The organism is Pseudoxanthomonas sp. UTMC 1351, from assembly GCF_040948865.1.
Lineage (GTDB): Bacteria > Pseudomonadota > Gammaproteobacteria > Xanthomonadales > Xanthomonadaceae > Pseudoxanthomonas_A.
The window spans coordinates 88,174-102,112 of the sequence record NZ_JAVGJT010000024.1; the positions used below are offsets into that span (position 1 = coordinate 88,174).

9 protein-coding genes and 5 pseudogenes are annotated in these 13,939 nt (G+C 59.5%); 9 read left to right on the forward strand and 5 right to left on the reverse strand.

The window, feature by feature from the left end; translation table 11 throughout:
• Positions 1-56 precede the first annotated feature (56 nt).
• Both AB6O04_RS16210 and AB6O04_RS16215 read left to right on the forward strand, forming a co-directional pair.
• A pseudogene (locus AB6O04_RS16210) lies at positions 57-209 on the forward strand (transposase); the annotation flags it as partial.
• 66 nt (positions 210-275) lie between these two features.
• Positions 276-435, forward strand: a pseudogene (locus AB6O04_RS16215) (transposase); the annotation flags it as partial.
• A 42-nt stretch (positions 436-477) separates the two neighbouring features.
• Here AB6O04_RS16215 and AB6O04_RS16220 read toward each other — a convergent pair.
• The 4 genes from AB6O04_RS16220 to AB6O04_RS16235 form a co-directional block, all read right to left on the reverse strand.
• A complete protein-coding gene (locus AB6O04_RS16220) occupies positions 478-684 on the reverse strand; it encodes a hypothetical protein (protein ID WP_368565241.1) in 207 nt (68 codons plus the stop codon).
• A 344-nt stretch (positions 685-1,028) separates the two neighbouring features.
• Positions 1,029-2,339, reverse strand: coding sequence for a hypothetical protein (locus tag AB6O04_RS16225; RefSeq protein WP_368565195.1), 1,311 nt, complete (start codon positions 2,337-2,339; stop codon positions 1,029-1,031).
• 935 nt (positions 2,340-3,274) lie between these two features.
• Complete coding sequence (locus AB6O04_RS16230; protein ID WP_368565197.1) at positions 3,275-3,796, reverse strand: hypothetical protein; 522 nt, start codon at positions 3,794-3,796, stop codon at positions 3,275-3,277.
• The gene (locus tag AB6O04_RS16235) at positions 3,726-4,829 is read right to left on the reverse strand and encodes a hypothetical protein (RefSeq protein ID WP_368565200.1); all 1,104 of its coding nucleotides are present in this window, start codon (positions 4,827-4,829) and stop codon (positions 3,726-3,728) included. The genes AB6O04_RS16230 and AB6O04_RS16235 overlap by 71 nt, the downstream gene beginning before the upstream one ends.
• 1,271 nt (positions 4,830-6,100) lie before the next feature.
• On the opposite strand from AB6O04_RS16235, the pseudogene AB6O04_RS16240 reads away from it, so the two are divergent.
• The 3 genes and pseudogenes from AB6O04_RS16240 to AB6O04_RS16250 form a co-directional block, all read left to right on the forward strand.
• Positions 6,101-6,349, forward strand: a pseudogene (locus AB6O04_RS16240) (transposase); the annotation flags it as partial.
• A 431-nt stretch (positions 6,350-6,780) separates the two neighbouring features.
• The gene (locus AB6O04_RS16245; RefSeq protein ID WP_368565202.1) at positions 6,781-7,452 is read left to right on the forward strand and encodes an OmpW family protein; all 672 of its coding nucleotides are present in this window, start codon (positions 6,781-6,783) and stop codon (positions 7,450-7,452) included.
• Between the two features lie 254 nt (positions 7,453-7,706).
• Positions 7,707-7,958: pseudogene (locus AB6O04_RS16250) on the forward strand (transposase); the annotation flags it as partial.
• A gap of 12 nt (positions 7,959-7,970) precedes the next feature.
• On the opposite strand, the pseudogene AB6O04_RS16255 reads toward AB6O04_RS16250, so the two are convergent.
• Positions 7,971-8,390: pseudogene (locus AB6O04_RS16255) on the reverse strand (IS30 family transposase); the annotation flags it as partial.
• An 868-nt stretch (positions 8,391-9,258) separates the two neighbouring features.
• On the opposite strand from AB6O04_RS16255, the gene AB6O04_RS16260 reads away from it, so the two are divergent.
• The 4 genes from AB6O04_RS16260 to AB6O04_RS16275 all read left to right on the forward strand — a co-directional run bounded on the left by AB6O04_RS16260 (position 9,259) and on the right by AB6O04_RS16275 (position 13,807).
• The gene (locus AB6O04_RS16260; RefSeq protein ID WP_368565204.1) at positions 9,259-9,633 is read left to right on the forward strand and encodes a hypothetical protein; all 375 of its coding nucleotides are present in this window, start codon (positions 9,259-9,261) and stop codon (positions 9,631-9,633) included.
• Between the two features lie 1,378 nt (positions 9,634-11,011).
• Entirely contained in the window at positions 11,012-12,409 is a 1,398-nt protein-coding gene (locus AB6O04_RS16265; RefSeq protein ID WP_368565206.1) for a sensor histidine kinase, read from the forward strand.
• A 175-nt stretch (positions 12,410-12,584) separates the two neighbouring features.
• The gene (locus AB6O04_RS16270) at positions 12,585-13,232 is read left to right on the forward strand and encodes a response regulator transcription factor (RefSeq protein WP_368565238.1); all 648 of its coding nucleotides are present in this window, start codon (positions 12,585-12,587) and stop codon (positions 13,230-13,232) included.
• Positions 13,233-13,426: 194 nt separating this feature from the next.
• Positions 13,427-13,807 carry a response regulator gene (locus tag AB6O04_RS16275; protein ID WP_368565208.1) on the forward strand — a complete coding sequence of 127 codons (381 nt, stop codon included), beginning with the start codon at positions 13,427-13,429 and terminating at the stop codon, positions 13,805-13,807.
• The last annotated feature ends 132 nt before the right edge of the window (positions 13,808-13,939 follow it).

Sequence of the window (13,939 nt, forward strand, 5' to 3'; positions counted from 1 at the left end):
GAGATCCGCTGGAGCATCACGCTATCGACGCCGTGCTCCAATTCCGGCAACCAGGGTCACGCCGACATAGGAAGAAGGTGGAGATGCTGTTCGCGTACCTCAGACGCATCTTGCGACTGGACCGCTTGTGGCTTCGCAGCCTAAAAGGTGCCCGCGATGAGTTCCTAGTGACTGCCGCGGCCCACAATCTACGAAGAATGGCAGCGTGACTGATGCCGAAAGGCCCCGATGCGGAAATTGCGATCCCAGCTACAGTAAGCCATCTAAGTCAAGTTATAAAGTCCGTCACCCGGAAGGATGGGCATGAAGTAGAGGGCTTTGCTATCGAGCAGAATCTTGGGTTCATTATACAGGCCGAGGCCGGCGTGGCGATGTCAGAGCTGCCGGCAACACGGCTTCAGCCCGGCCAGCTTTTGCCAGTGGCGCGCAAAGTACGCACGGGCATGGAAGCAGGAGACGCCAGCGCGGGAAGGTGGGTTATCCGGCGATAACCGGGTAGTTCACCTTACTGGTAGTTGCGGCATACGCATTGTTGACATCCTTTACCATGTTCGCCGTCGCCTGTAGCATCGTCGGTGCGCCGCTGACCTGACCGTTGGCGGCATCCTGGCTCATCAGGCCAGGTGACAGCGTGCTGCTCTCGATTTCATGCGTGTACCTCAACTCGTTAGGGGTCATTCTCACGTTGAGCATGGCGCCCGCGGCGATTCCCTGGCCCGCGGGCTTGGTGCAACAATCCGTGGTGCCTATACATGAGCAACCCCATACCGTGCCAGTGTGGGACGCCCACCGAGCGTAGCCGTGCAGATCGTCAGTGCGTTGCGGGAAGGACTGCTGGTCGAAAAGGAAGGCAAAGTTTGCACTTAAAACTGCGCTACCGCGGACGGGGCGCCCTCCGGGGCGCGACTCAGCGCCCTTAGCTTGCAGCGCACCTGATCCACACAAGATGGTTCCCTCGGCAGCCTTGGCCGGAAATGGAGCGGGAGCCTCGGTGTGACAATGTCAAGGTGTTGCAGGGTAGCGGCGGGTCAGAAGAACACGCCAATGACGCCAGTCGCCACGTTATTGCGAATTTCGTCCGAGGTCGGAAGCCCGACATACGACAGTGCGCCATTGATCGCCGCGAGGCTGTCGTTGACCTCCGTGCCAAGGTCGTCCTCAAGCGAGGTCGTGCCACCCGGGACATAGATCACGTTGGTCGTGGGAACCAGACTCGACCAGTGCGTCCCGTCCGAGGTGGAGACGTAATAGATGCCTCCCGGAGGCGGACACTCCGCACTGGCGGCGCCTACGTTCATGAAGAAGACGTACAACTCTTCATTCAGTATCGCGGCGGAAACGAACTGCGGTACCTGCGAGTACTCGTATGGCAGGGAGGTCGCGTTCGCGGTCGACGTCGAACCGATCCGGTTCGGGTCGGACCAGGTGGTGCCATCGAAGACGCTGTAGGTGACCGGGTAGAGGTTGGCCCAGCTCTTTCCGGTCTCCGACCACTGGTAGGTATCCTGCGCGTAGAACACGTATAGCTTGCCGTTGAACACGATCGCAGCAGGAGGCGTGGCGGCATCGATGCCTGTGTAGGTTTCCTGCGTCAATCCCTCGATCGCTGGCGTTGTGTAGGAGATATTCGGAACCTGCGATTGGGTCCACGTTCCACCAGCATAAGCGCAGTACTGCAGATCCACCTTGTCCTGCTGCTTTCCGGAACTTCCGTTCTTCTGATAGAACACATAGGTCGTGGGAGTACCGCCTCCGGGTGCGTAAGACACCACGGAGGGCGACAGCGACATGTAGGCGCCCTCGCATCCAGTCGGGACGATCTGGCTGGGGGAACTCCAGTCGCCTGCAGGGCTCATGGTCGCGTAGTAGAGGTATCCCGAGTGGTTCGAACCTTGCCAGAAGACATGGAGTTGGTCCGGATCGGCGGGTGAATCCAGAGGTGGCATGACGGCGGCGGCGGCGTTGTCGTCCGTGTAGGCGGCGCTGCCGACTTGATACGGCCCGGACCAGGGCAGGCCATAGGCGCTGCTGGTAGGCGTCGTATAGGTGCCATCCGTTGTGACGTACTGGAGGTGGCCGCTGGCGGCGGGCCAGAACACGTACAACAGTTGGCTGCCCGAGGCTGGAGTGAACGCCGTAGCGACGGGCCGTGCCGTGGACATCGGCTCGGCGCCCGAGATCTGCCCGATGGCGGTGTTCCAGCTCCAGCATTTGGCATCAAGCGTGCGGCTGAAGAACAAGTTGCCACTGGGCACGATGCCCCAACCACCCCTGAGTGTGTAGTCCGTTTCGTCGATCCCCTGCGTGACGCACCATAACTCGTCGTTGAAGGTAGCCACTGAGGAGCCCGTGCTGCACACCATTCGGCTGATCTGCGTGGGTATCGGCAGCGCGACCGACGCCCCCACCAGTGACACAGGCGAGCCCTGGAAAGATCGTGTAATAGCGAGCATCGCCGGTGCTGAAGAAGAGATAGATATTGCCATCAATCATGGTGGGGAGGACGCCGTTGCTGTTCACGGAAGGCGATGGACCGAGGTCGAGGTTGAACCACGACACGCCATCGGTCGTATAGCGACATTGAAGCGTTCCGACCTCATACGTCGTTCCATCGACCGTCAGTTCGGCGGTCGACCCAACATAAAAGAGGTACAGCACGTCGATGCTGTTGTCATCGTCAACGTTCACGACAGGTGTCGTACTGGGCCCGATGATCACGGCCGGACTACACGCGGCCGCAACGGATGAGGCCACGGTTTGCGCGGTGGAAGTAAGCCCCGCGCAACAAGCAATCTCGCCGTCGCCGGTATTGAAGAATACGTAGGGCATGTTCTGGAACGTGGCCGCGCCCGGTGAGTTGGTCATGGCAATGAAGCCGCTTCCGACCGCAAACGCGTCTTGTCCACCCGTGCTACCCACAGCGGTGTTCAGCATGTTGGTCTCAAGGTCGATCTGCTCGGGGTTGGCGGGAAGCGGAATCTGCATGCAGCCAAGCGCGCTCTCCACATAGGTGGAGAGCGGTGTCAGGTAGGTTCTGTTGTAAAAAACGTAGATGTTGTCGTTGGCGATCGTCGCAGCGGGCGCGCCGGCCATGGCCGGGAAGTACTGGTTCGATTCTGCGCTCGTGGAGTAGATGCTGACGGGATCCGAGAACAACGCACCCTGTGCCTTGCTTGCGACCGAAATTTGGCAGCAGCCGAGCTCGTCCGCATAGGGACCAGTGTTGTTATGGAGCAGAGCAGGGCGCTGTCGCGTCCCTGATACATGATGCCGCCTACCCATCCGTCCAGCGTCGTGATCGGTGTGGTGCCGATAGGCGACCAGATCCGTTGTAGACGCAGTAGTACAACTCGCCCGGGCAGGAGGCGGGCTGGAAGAAGATATTGAGCCGGCCCGTAGCGCTTCCCGTATCGGTGCTGTCGTAAGCCGCGGCCGACACCGCGTAGGCCGTGGGCGAAGCTGTGACCAACACGCCCGGCACGATGGCTTGCATCCAGGTGCCATCGGTTCCCAGGGTGCAGTAGGTCAACTGCCAGTTGTCGCTGGTACCGGTGCCGGCATAGGCCACGAACAACTGGCTGATGCCGGAGGCGGGTGTGTAGAGGCATGCGGACGGTGTTCCGAAGAGCAGGATGCTGGTGGCGTCTTCGCCGGTGGGGAAGACCTGCACCGGCGCCGACCACGTGCCGCTCACGCCAGACAGGCAGGCATACCAGAGCTGCCCGTTATCGTTCGCCCCCTGATAGAACACGTACAGGTTGCCGTCGAGCACGACCGCCGACGGCGATTCGGACATGGCTACGCCCGTAACGGCCACCGGGGCACTCCACCCCCCCGTACGCCATCGTGTCGCATTGGGTGTACCACAATTGTCCGGTCTGGCTGCCTGCCCCCTGATAGAACAGGTACGTCTGATTGTTGAGCAATGCGAGCGACGGCGATCCGGTGGCTTCAGGAATCACGCTGATTGGAGTAACGAGCTCCCCACCTGGCGCGAAGTAGCTTGCGTATCCCTGCATCCCGCAGGTCGAGTTGAAGACCGTCAGGCTTTGCCAAGTCTGGTACGACGCTCCCGTCGGTATGGGGATGGCCGCCGGAGAGCCGATCTTCTGCGGAGGAGCCGATACGTGCACCACGATCGGTGGCAACGGATAGCTGATCCAGCCGCTCGCGGTATGAACCGCATACTGCATTTGAAATGCACGCGTGTCGGAATAGAAGGTGCTGTAGAACAGCCACGGTTGTGGTGCGGCGAACCCAGGCATGTTCACGGCGAGCAACGATGCGGTGCTGACGCCGGCGAACCCCGTCGGTTGAAACGGATTGGTTGAATAGGCCGGGAACGAGGTGACCTGCGACGGTGCCGATCCTGCGCTGTACTGATTCAGGCCGCCAACGAATGCGGCGCAAATCTGGCCGCCAGGCAATTGCGGGCCGCCGTAAGGTTGAGCGGATTGTACCGTGCTGAGGTAGATGTCGGTGACAGGCGATAGGTTGTCGCCGAACGAGGCTGCAGGAAACACGGCGACGCTGGGTAGTGGGTCGGAAAACTCCAACTCCCAGACGGCATTGGGCACCTGCTCGCACTCGCTCCAGGTGCTGCCGTTAAAGGTGGTATAGAGAATGCTCGACAGCGGGTATTCGAAGGTCGTATCTTCAGTAGCGTTGTATGCAACAAGATCGTCTTCGGACACATAGTCTGAATAGACGCCGGTTGCATACCCGAACTGTGTCACGAAGACATACAGCAGCGGCGTTGCGGCATCGGGTGGCGTGTAGACGGCGGCACCGTTGATGGTGTTGAACGTGCCCGAGGCCGTGATTGCCACGGGGCGCTGAATCCGCCGTTGGTATCCGGGTACGTGACGTAGGAGAGCGTGGACCCGGAATCGCAGAAGAGGTAGATCTGCTCCGACGCGGCGCCGGGAGGGCATAGACAGTCGCCGACACGCAGGTTTCGTAGAGCTCCGGAATGCCCAGGCCGTCGGGGGCGATGGCGGTCCACGTTTCGCCATCCTCGGTCGCCACGCACGCGATATCGATCGCGCCGGGTCCGTAGGGTTCGATGGTATAGAATAGATAGAGTTGCGGGCTTTGCGAGCCGGGTGGCGTGAAAACCACGGGTGTCACGGGAGCGGTGCCTCCGTAGTAGTACAGAGCGATCGAGACGCCGGGCACCGGCTGGGGCGACGACCACGTGTTCCCGTCGTAGACAGCGTAATAGAGCTGTCCGGTCGGGCCTGCGATACCGCTGCCATAAAATGCGTACACCTTGTCGCCGAACAACACCCCAATCGGGGGAGATGGCGCGTTTGTTGCCCCGACGGCGCGTCAGCGTTGGGGAAACTCCGACCGCACAGTTGATCCGAAAGCACGGCGCCGCAGGCTCTCGCCGAATAGTAGGGGTAGCCCCCCGTGCCGGCATCCGACGTGTAAGGGGCTTGCCCTTGGTAGAACGTGTACATCGTGGTGCCGCTCGTCACGATGGAAGGCAACGAATAGACGTTGCCCAGATTGGGGATGTCCGCGTAGGGTGACCAGTACACCTCCTGCGAAGAATTCAGTTGGTCCACGCCTTCGCCGATGGCGTCGGTCACGACATTCCCGAAGAAGTCCGATACGACGTCGGAATACCCTTTGTCCCCGGTTCCGAGGGCAATACCGTAATTGACGAAGCGCAGGACATCTTTGGTAGCTCTGTAGATAATTGGCATGACCGGTGATCTCCAAGAGTGCGTTGGCTGGATGCTTTGGGCGTGAGTGGATCTGCATGGATGACATGCGCCAAGAATCCGTGACAGGGAGACAGCGAGACAGTGGCGTCGGTGCCTGTGCTTGCATTGATCTCGCTAGATGGAGCCAATGATCCGAATCGCCCCAATGAGGCCATCGCGAGTCAGGATGCAGCGTAGACAGTGGCGTTGGAACGTTGCCAGTACCAAGGTCCAAGTTTTCCATCTGAGCTATTAGGGTAGATGGCGGGCAAAAGCTGAGTAGGAAGCGAGTGAGGCGTGGAGTTACCAGGATCCAGTGGACTGAATCGCCCCAATTTTTTGTAGACATCTCGGGACCAAGGAGAAATGGTCTGATGGAGATATCTATGAGCAGCAAGCGGTACACGGATGAGTTCAAGGTTGAGGCGATTCGGCAGGTGACTGGGCGCGGATTAAAGGTGGCGGAAGCGGTCGAACGGCTCGGCGTTACCGCGCCTAGCCTGTATGTCTGGCTTCGGAAGCTTGGTAAGCCAGGCTTTGTACAACGAGTTGAGCAGGACCAAGGCGCTGAGGTTCGGCGTCTGAAGGCAGAGCTGCGCCGGGTAAAACATAAGGAGCGCGACATCCTAAAAAAGGCCGCGGTGAGTTCAACCGGTCGGTGCGGCATCATTACCGATACATCGATCTGGATGACAACCAGTTATGGCGAGGATGGGACGACCTGGTCTCTCGAACGAGCAGATGCAGGAGCTTTGGCGTCGGTGGAGACAAAGGCAATCGCTGAGCGACATTGGCCGAGCTCTCGGCCAACATGCGGGTTCGATCCATGGTGTCTTGTCAACCCGAGGCGGCATTGTTCCCGCCAACCGGTCACGCTCGCGGCTGGCCCTCACGCTTGTGGAGCGGAAAGACATATTTCGTGGGCTTGCTGTCGGACACTCGTTGCGCCGGATGGCGAAACATCTCGAACTGGAAAAGACGCTTCTTGTTTTTAGCGGCAGGTCAAACGCGCGGGCTGATATTCACTAACCTATGCTCGATTCCACCTAGAGCAGTAAGGATAGCTATGAAGATGTTTCATGCCCTCGCGCTTATCTCCGCGATGTCAGCAGCGCCATTGATCGCACACGCGCACGACCATTCCCGCTTCGCCGTGACGGCAGGTTACATGGGACAGCATTCCAATGCGGATGCTCCCGTTGACCTCAGTCTCGCCGACATTCCAACCGCTTGCCAGACCTCCCATTGCGCTGAGTTGGAGAGCAGCAATGATGATAGCGGCGCATCGATTGGCGTGAGTTGGTACGTCACCCCTGCCATTGCCATCGAGCTGTGGGGAAGTCAAAGCCGCACATCCAGTGCTGAAGTGGATGTTGAGAGTGCGCCCGATATTGAACTGACGAACTATCGAACCCAACCCCTCGCCCTGACCGTGCAGTATCACTTCCGTCTCAGCGATCGCTTCACACCATTTGCCGGTATCGGTTGGCAGAAGACCAGCGTTAGCGGTGTTGTTGGAAACGCCAGCGTAGCCAAGACGGCGGGTCTTCGTATCGAGGACGCCGACGGATTCGCGGCGGTCGCAGGGTTGGATGCCAATTTTGGCGAGCGCTGGTTCGCTCGCGGAGAAGTTCGTTATCTAGACGGCGACAGCCTCGTGCGAACGAACCAGCAACCTTCTCGAACCATGGACATGAGCGTAGTGACATATGGCCTGAGCGCCGGGCTGCGTTTCTGATAGGTGCCATCCGATCCGGCGCCCAAGTGCCGGGTCGGTTCTTCCTTCGTATTATAGCAAGCGCCGGTAAAGCGACTCGGCGGCTGCAATCATGATCTCGGGTGAGAAGCGCTTGCGTCTGGCCCCTGATGGGCAAGTCCGTCGCAGTCGCTTTAAGACGGCCGAGTCTTCGCGGACTCCAACGCACCTTCATTGGACTGCCCCGGAAATCGTAAACACTTCCCACCTATGATTTGAGCATAGGAGGAAGTCCCATGAGTGCCCAGCGTTTTACCCCGGATTTTAAAGCAGAAGCCGTTCAACAGATCATTGACCGCAAGTATTCCGTCGCCGAAGTTTCTGCGCGACTGGGCGTGTCAGCCCACAGTCTTTACAAGTGGGTCAAGGCCGTTGCCCCGGACAAGACAGAGAAGCAGGCGAGCGAGCTGCTCGAAGCCAAGAGCGAGCTGCTGCGGCTGCGTGCGCACTTTCGTCGCACGGCAGAGGAGCGCGACATCCTAAAAAAGGCTGCGGTGAGTTCAACGCGTCGTTGCAGCGGTCTGGCTCAGCTTATCGGCAGGTGTTTTGAAATCCAAGGTTTTCCTCGGCCTCTCGTCGAGGTGTCTGGCGATAGCATTCAAGTAGCCCTGCGAATGGCCTGACAAGTCTGTGCTATTCGGGAAGTACTGCCGCGAAAGACCATTAGTATTCTCGTTCGACCCGCATGGCCACGGGTTTTGCGGGTCGCAGAAATACACGTCGACATTAGTGGCCAAGGCGAAGGCCTTGCGACGCGCCATCTCTGCGCCACGACCCCAGATCAGGGACTTGCGCAACTCAGCCGGCAGCTTACGCACTTGCCTCGACAACGCTGAGACGACGCTGTGGGTGTCCTTGCCCTCGACTTTCACCAGCATCACGTAACGTTAAGGACGTTCGACGAGCCTGGCGACGTGGCTGAATTCGAACAAATTGTGGATGGGGTGCGTGGCACAGAGCAGCCGGAAAGCGCCGAGCGCGAGAACGCGGAGGCGAACTGATCTGAGCCGCCTCCGTGAAGCCATCACTCTTGAGAGCGGTGAATTGCCTTGGCTCATGCGTTGCCGGACGGATGTTCTAGCGATATCGCTTGATGGACGCGCTGGACAAAAGCGTTCGCGCTATCTGGCGGCAAGTGGAATGGAAGTCAACCGACCCAAGGATGCCGGAACGCCACAACGGCCCACCTTGCATTGGAGCGGCCCCAACCCAGTAGTTCGGGCTACTCGTCGGTCGAAGAACATCCTCTAGCCCAACACGGTATTCCCACGGCGGCAGGGCAGAAACCGGAATGGGGAGGCGAGATCGTACTTTGGCCAGATCCTCAATGATTATGTCGAGCATCGACGGAGCGAACGTGCCTTCCCCGCTGCTCGCTCTGATAGTGACCGTTCCATCGCTCGCATTCATGACGATGGTGAACCGATCTGGTGGCGTTTCAATCTCATTTGGCTTAGTGCTAAGCGCTTCATTGTTGTCGCTTGTGATGTCCACTCATTGCTCCGTGGTCCGTTGTTGAAGTTTTCGTCCCTCGTAAGGACTTCAAGAACTTATCACGGAGCACTTTTCCCTCGTAGCGCTATAAGCGTGCGAGAACTTGATGCAGCTCGCGTCTACTCGAAGGCGCATCGACCATGCTGAGACGGGTCTATATGTCGCGTCGAACTATCCATGTGTCGCTGGTTGATGACGCCAATTTGCGCGACAGCGTGCGTGCCCGCCACGTTTCGGCGAAAGCCTCGTGAACGCGTCGCACAGCGGACGGATTCGGCGTCGGACGGCAGCGACTTGCTGAATTCGGTGCTGCGCGCGAATGCACCGGAGGGCAACTTCCATTGCGCTCTGCAGGCCGCGCTAACGGGCGGGATCACGACGCCCAACGAACGTAAAACGATCTCCGGCGCCGGCATGAGGAAAACCGGCACGCAGCTGGTGTTGCAGGCAAAGGTTCAAGCGCTGTCCGAGCAGGTAGGGCGCCGACGTGATCAACGTTCCGCTCAGATTTCCCGACCAGCACTCTTGTCGGCGGCCTTCGATCTGCTTGAACGTTATCTGCAGCCCGAGCGTGTGCGCCAGCTTCGGCACTGTCGCAAAGCTGGGTTCCCTCGCCCGGAAGGGGCGTGTAAAGGCTGCGCGCGACATCGCCAAGCGCGGCGATCATGAGAGTCGAATCGCCACCTGCCTCCTCGCGGCACGCCTCCAGGTACAGGTAGCAGTCTTCATCGGTTTTCAGGTAATCAGCAACGTCGAAGCGCGAAAGTTTCGCGGTCATGGCTGCCTAGGCTCAGGCCACCAGGCGCAACTTAGGGTGCAGCCCCGATCGCGCAGCGAGCGTCAGCAGCATGTCCAGGCTGAAGTTCTGCCACTTGCCCTTCTTCAGACGGGATACGCGCGGTTGGGTGAGGGCTTTTTTGTTTGGGCAACCGCAATGGATATTTCCTGTGTGTGGCGCGGAAAGGTCTGCTCTTCCCCTTTGCGTGTTGTTTGAAGCGCGGGAAAGTCGCAGCCTGTCGCTAGGTCGACCGCCGCACGAAAACCCAGGATGCTCGCCGTGAAGCGACAGGGGCTGGCTGAAGTACCGATGCAGCAATTCCCCTGCGAGCATCGTGGAACGCCTATCCAGCGGCGGTGACCTTCTCTCCTCATTTGTGTTCTTTTGCCTTCGCCGGAAACGGCGGGGGCTTCTTGTTTTGGAGCTTTTATGCGCCGTATGGATCATCTGGTGGTGCATTGCAGCGCCACACAGGCCGGCAAGCTGTACCGAGCAAACGACATCGACTGCCGGCTCAAAGAGCGCGGATTCGACTGCATCGGCTCAGTGAAACCGGGTCGTCCTGGAGCGGAAGGGCGCCTCCGAAAAACCGGGAGGGGGCATGCATGGCGTGAACTTGCTGCGGGTTCGTAGTGCACACGATCCGCCTAGCACCCATCAAGCCAGAGCGGGTCACCCGCCGCCGCTATCTGACGATGGCTCAGGTCAGGGCCGACCTGTTCGACTACATCGAGCGCTTCCACCACTCGCGCATGCAGCGCCGGCTGGGCGCCCAGGAACAGCCCTTGAGACTCTTACCCAATCGTCTGTGGGAAAGGGGGTGAACCCATGCTTGCGCAAGCTGCAGCAGGTCATTGCGCTCCCAGGCGATACCGTGGCCCGCCGTCCCGGCTGAAGTAGTGAAGCATCTGGATTCCTCGCTCGATGAGCGGTCGCAGCCGCTGGACTACTACACGCCGCCAGATGCGCTCGATTGGAATGGGTATCCGTCCTGGGGCCGTTGCGCTACTCGAGAATGGGGCGACGTCGTATGCGGGTTCTGGGCTACGCAGTCATCTGGCGCGGGCGCCACCATCTCAAGCGGAAGATGGCCGAATTGAGCACTGCATCTCATTTCCAGCTGCGGATATCTGCTATCCAAGCGCTGCGTGGGGAGGGGACTGGACTGCAATGCTGAGTGCCTCACGGCCGCGAGTGAGCTCTGTACGCGCATGAAATGCTCGTTGGATTGGAATCACGATTGTCCCTTTCATCTAACCGCAGGTGAGCATGGCTAACGATGCGCTGATTTTGCTGACGGCTACCTTTGCAACCTCAGCTGTCCATCATCTGTTGATCTCCGGACGTCACTCGGCCGGGCGGGAGCACACGTGGTTCGCCCTGACCTGCTTCGCCGCCGCCGCCGCTGCCATCCAAGTAGTCGCTCACGAACGCAAGCTCCCTAACGGCAAGCCTGTCCCGCATTCTGGACTGTCGATTTCGATGTCGATCTGGCTAGTCAGCGCTACCTGGTTTACCGTCGAATACGCCAAAGGCAACTACAAACAACAACGCACAGCGCTCACCGTAACGCTGCTGTTGGCGGTAGTGGCGCTTGGGAACGAAGCCCTGTCCGCTACTGAGACCCGTGCAACCACTTTAGGCTACGTGCGGAGTGCACTTTCCCTTGTGGCTCTCCTGCTTCTTTTAGGGCTGGCCATCGATGGCGCGAGGCGGCTTTGGTCTTGCGCCGCACATTTCCGAGGTTTAGTGCTGGCAGGGGGCGTCTGCCTTGTTGTGGTAGCTGCAGTGGCCCAACTGGTGCTCCAGCAGTGGGGAGCGCTGGAAACAGCGTCGCTCACGCTAGCCACGTTTCTCATCACGGTCGGCATAATGACGTACGAGCTTGGCGGTACGGTCGCCGATGGGCGAGCGGCAGCGAAGCGCCAGCGGCAGGAGCTAGCGCACGCGTCGCGGCTATCGATCGTCGGCGAGCTGACCGCGTCCATCGCCCACGAAATCAACCAGCCTTTGGGCGCCATCTTGAACAACGTCGACGCCGGCGAGATTCTGCTGGACCGTGCCCATCCTCCTTTGGATGAAGTACGACAAATCCTGGCAGACGTGCGCCGTGATGGTTTGCGCGCAAGTGACGTCATCCGCCACGTCAGGACGCTGGTGCGCAAGCGCGAGATGGAGATGGAGAAGACCGACGCCAATGCCATTGCGGCGGATTTCGTCGCATTGTTGGAACCAGAGGCGCGGCGACGGCGGATTCCTGTCACAAGCGTGCTATCGCCGCAGCACGCCTATGTGCGCGGAGATCGCGCACATCTAGAACAAGTACTGATCAATTTGATGTTGAACGCGATGGATGCGGTGGAAGCAAGGGGTGCTTCCGAGAACGCATCAGCGACGCCTGCCCCTATCACCGCCGGCGTCTCCCGCGCGGCTCATCGCGAAATCGAAATCTGGATCAGCGACGCCGGGCCGGGTGTCCCGGCGGAACGGCTGAGTCACTTGTTTGACTCTTTCTACACCTCCAAACCGCACGGCATGGGGCTTGGATTGTCGATCGCACGCTCCATCGTCGAAGCCCATGGCGGTTGCATCGGAGTGGAGAACAATCGCGATTCCGGCGCCACATTCAAGGTAATGCTGCCGCCCTACGATGAGGCCGGCGGATAGTCGCCGGCCAATCCTGTGGCCTGGAGAATAGGCTGTCATCCGTCGGGTTGTCGTTGGAATCTCAGCAAAAAAGCAGAAGAAGGCACTTGGCAAGAGTAGGTTTCATCATTATGGTCAGATGTGAAAGCATCGTCGATCCAGGGAAGGGGGGAAGGACATGACCGCATCAAATGGAATGATCCATGTGGTTGATGACGATTCATCCGTGCGCGAGGCGCTGCACCGGCTATTGACGGCACTGGGCTTTGAAGTCCGTCAATATCCCTCCGCCGGGGACTATTTGCTGGCGCGGCCAGGTGATGGTCCTGGCTGTCTTCTCCTGGATGTCCGCATGCCTGGCCCCAGCGGTTTGGATCTGCAACTGGCGTTGATGCGGCGTCCCGATGCGCTTCCCGTCATCTTCATTACCGGGTTCGGGAACATTCCGATGAGCGTGCTCGCCATCCGCCGCGGCGCCGTGGACTTCCTGACAAAACCTATCGACCGCGACGCGCTCATTTCCGCCGTCACCACTGCGATTGAGCGTGACGCCAAACGACGGGAAAGCGAGCTGGCGAAGCAGAACATTCGCCGTAGCTTCTCTTCGCTCACGCCGCGCGAACGATCGGTCTTGGAACAGGTCGTCGCGGGCCGTTTGAACAAGCAGATCGCGGCTTCACTGCATACGTGCGAAAGAACGGTAAAAGCCCATCGCGCGAACGTGATGGAAAAATTGAATGTCCATTCAGTGGCTCAACTGGTGTACCTTGCTGCGCAACTCGAATTCGATGCGGCATCCCGTCCCGAATCTTCGGCTATGGGGGAGGAAAAAACAGCCGCGTGATATCGAGACTCGTCTGTGATCGATGACCCCGTGCCTGCTGATAACCGCTCGTCTATCCCATAGGTCTGCGCTCTGCCCCAAAGGGCATCGACAGCCGCCCCAATGAGCAATTACCCGCGCGCCGGAGACTGCGGATGATGGAGCGGTGCTGATCCAGCGCCGACGAAATCTTCTGGCGGGAATCTGAGCCCAGCATGGTGATCGCAACACACGAGGTGATATTGATCGAAGACGACAGGGGCATGCGTCAGGCGGTCGAGCGCATGATGCGCGGTTCCGGCTATCGAGTAGAGGCCTACGAATCTGCGGAATCATTGCTGGACGCATTGGAAGGCACGTCTTTGTGGAATTCCGTCCGCTGCCTGGTGTGCGATGTCCGGCTGCCAGGTGTATCTGGCTTCGAGTTGCATCGACGGCTGGCAGAGCAAGGACCCATGCCGCCTTGGATATTCATTACCGCCCATGACGACCCTGCTGTGCGCAGGCAGGCCGAACGTGCCTGCACCGCCTATCTGCTGAAGCCATTCGAAGGTAAGGCCTTGGTCGCGCTGGTAGCAAGCGCACTACGTACCTGACGTGTCGCTTCGCTATCGCCGTTGGTCCTTGCCCCAAAGGGCATTCGTTCCCTCCCCCAATGCCAATTTCAATGCTGCGGGTGCCGCCGCCAGAATCCGAGACGAAAGTTCTTCCAGCGTCAGGCCTGCGCC

Excerpts from the sequence above, each read along its gene's own strand:
- AB6O04_RS16230 (WP_368565197.1), bottom strand. The coding sequence starts at position 3,796 with ATGTCCGAATCGCCGTCGGCGGTCGTGCTCGACGGCAACCTGTACGTG.
- AB6O04_RS16245 (WP_368565202.1), top strand. The coding sequence starts at position 6,781 with ATGAAGATGTTTCATGCCCTCGCGCTTATCTCCGCGATGTCAGCAGCG.
- AB6O04_RS16265 (WP_368565206.1), top strand. The coding sequence starts at position 11,012 with ATGGCTAACGATGCGCTGATTTTGCTGACGGCTACCTTTGCAACCTCA.
- AB6O04_RS16270 (WP_368565238.1), top strand. The coding sequence starts at position 12,585 with ATGATCCATGTGGTTGATGACGATTCATCCGTGCGCGAGGCGCTGCAC.
- AB6O04_RS16275 (WP_368565208.1), top strand. The coding sequence starts at position 13,427 with ATGGTGATCGCAACACACGAGGTGATATTGATCGAAGACGACAGGGGC.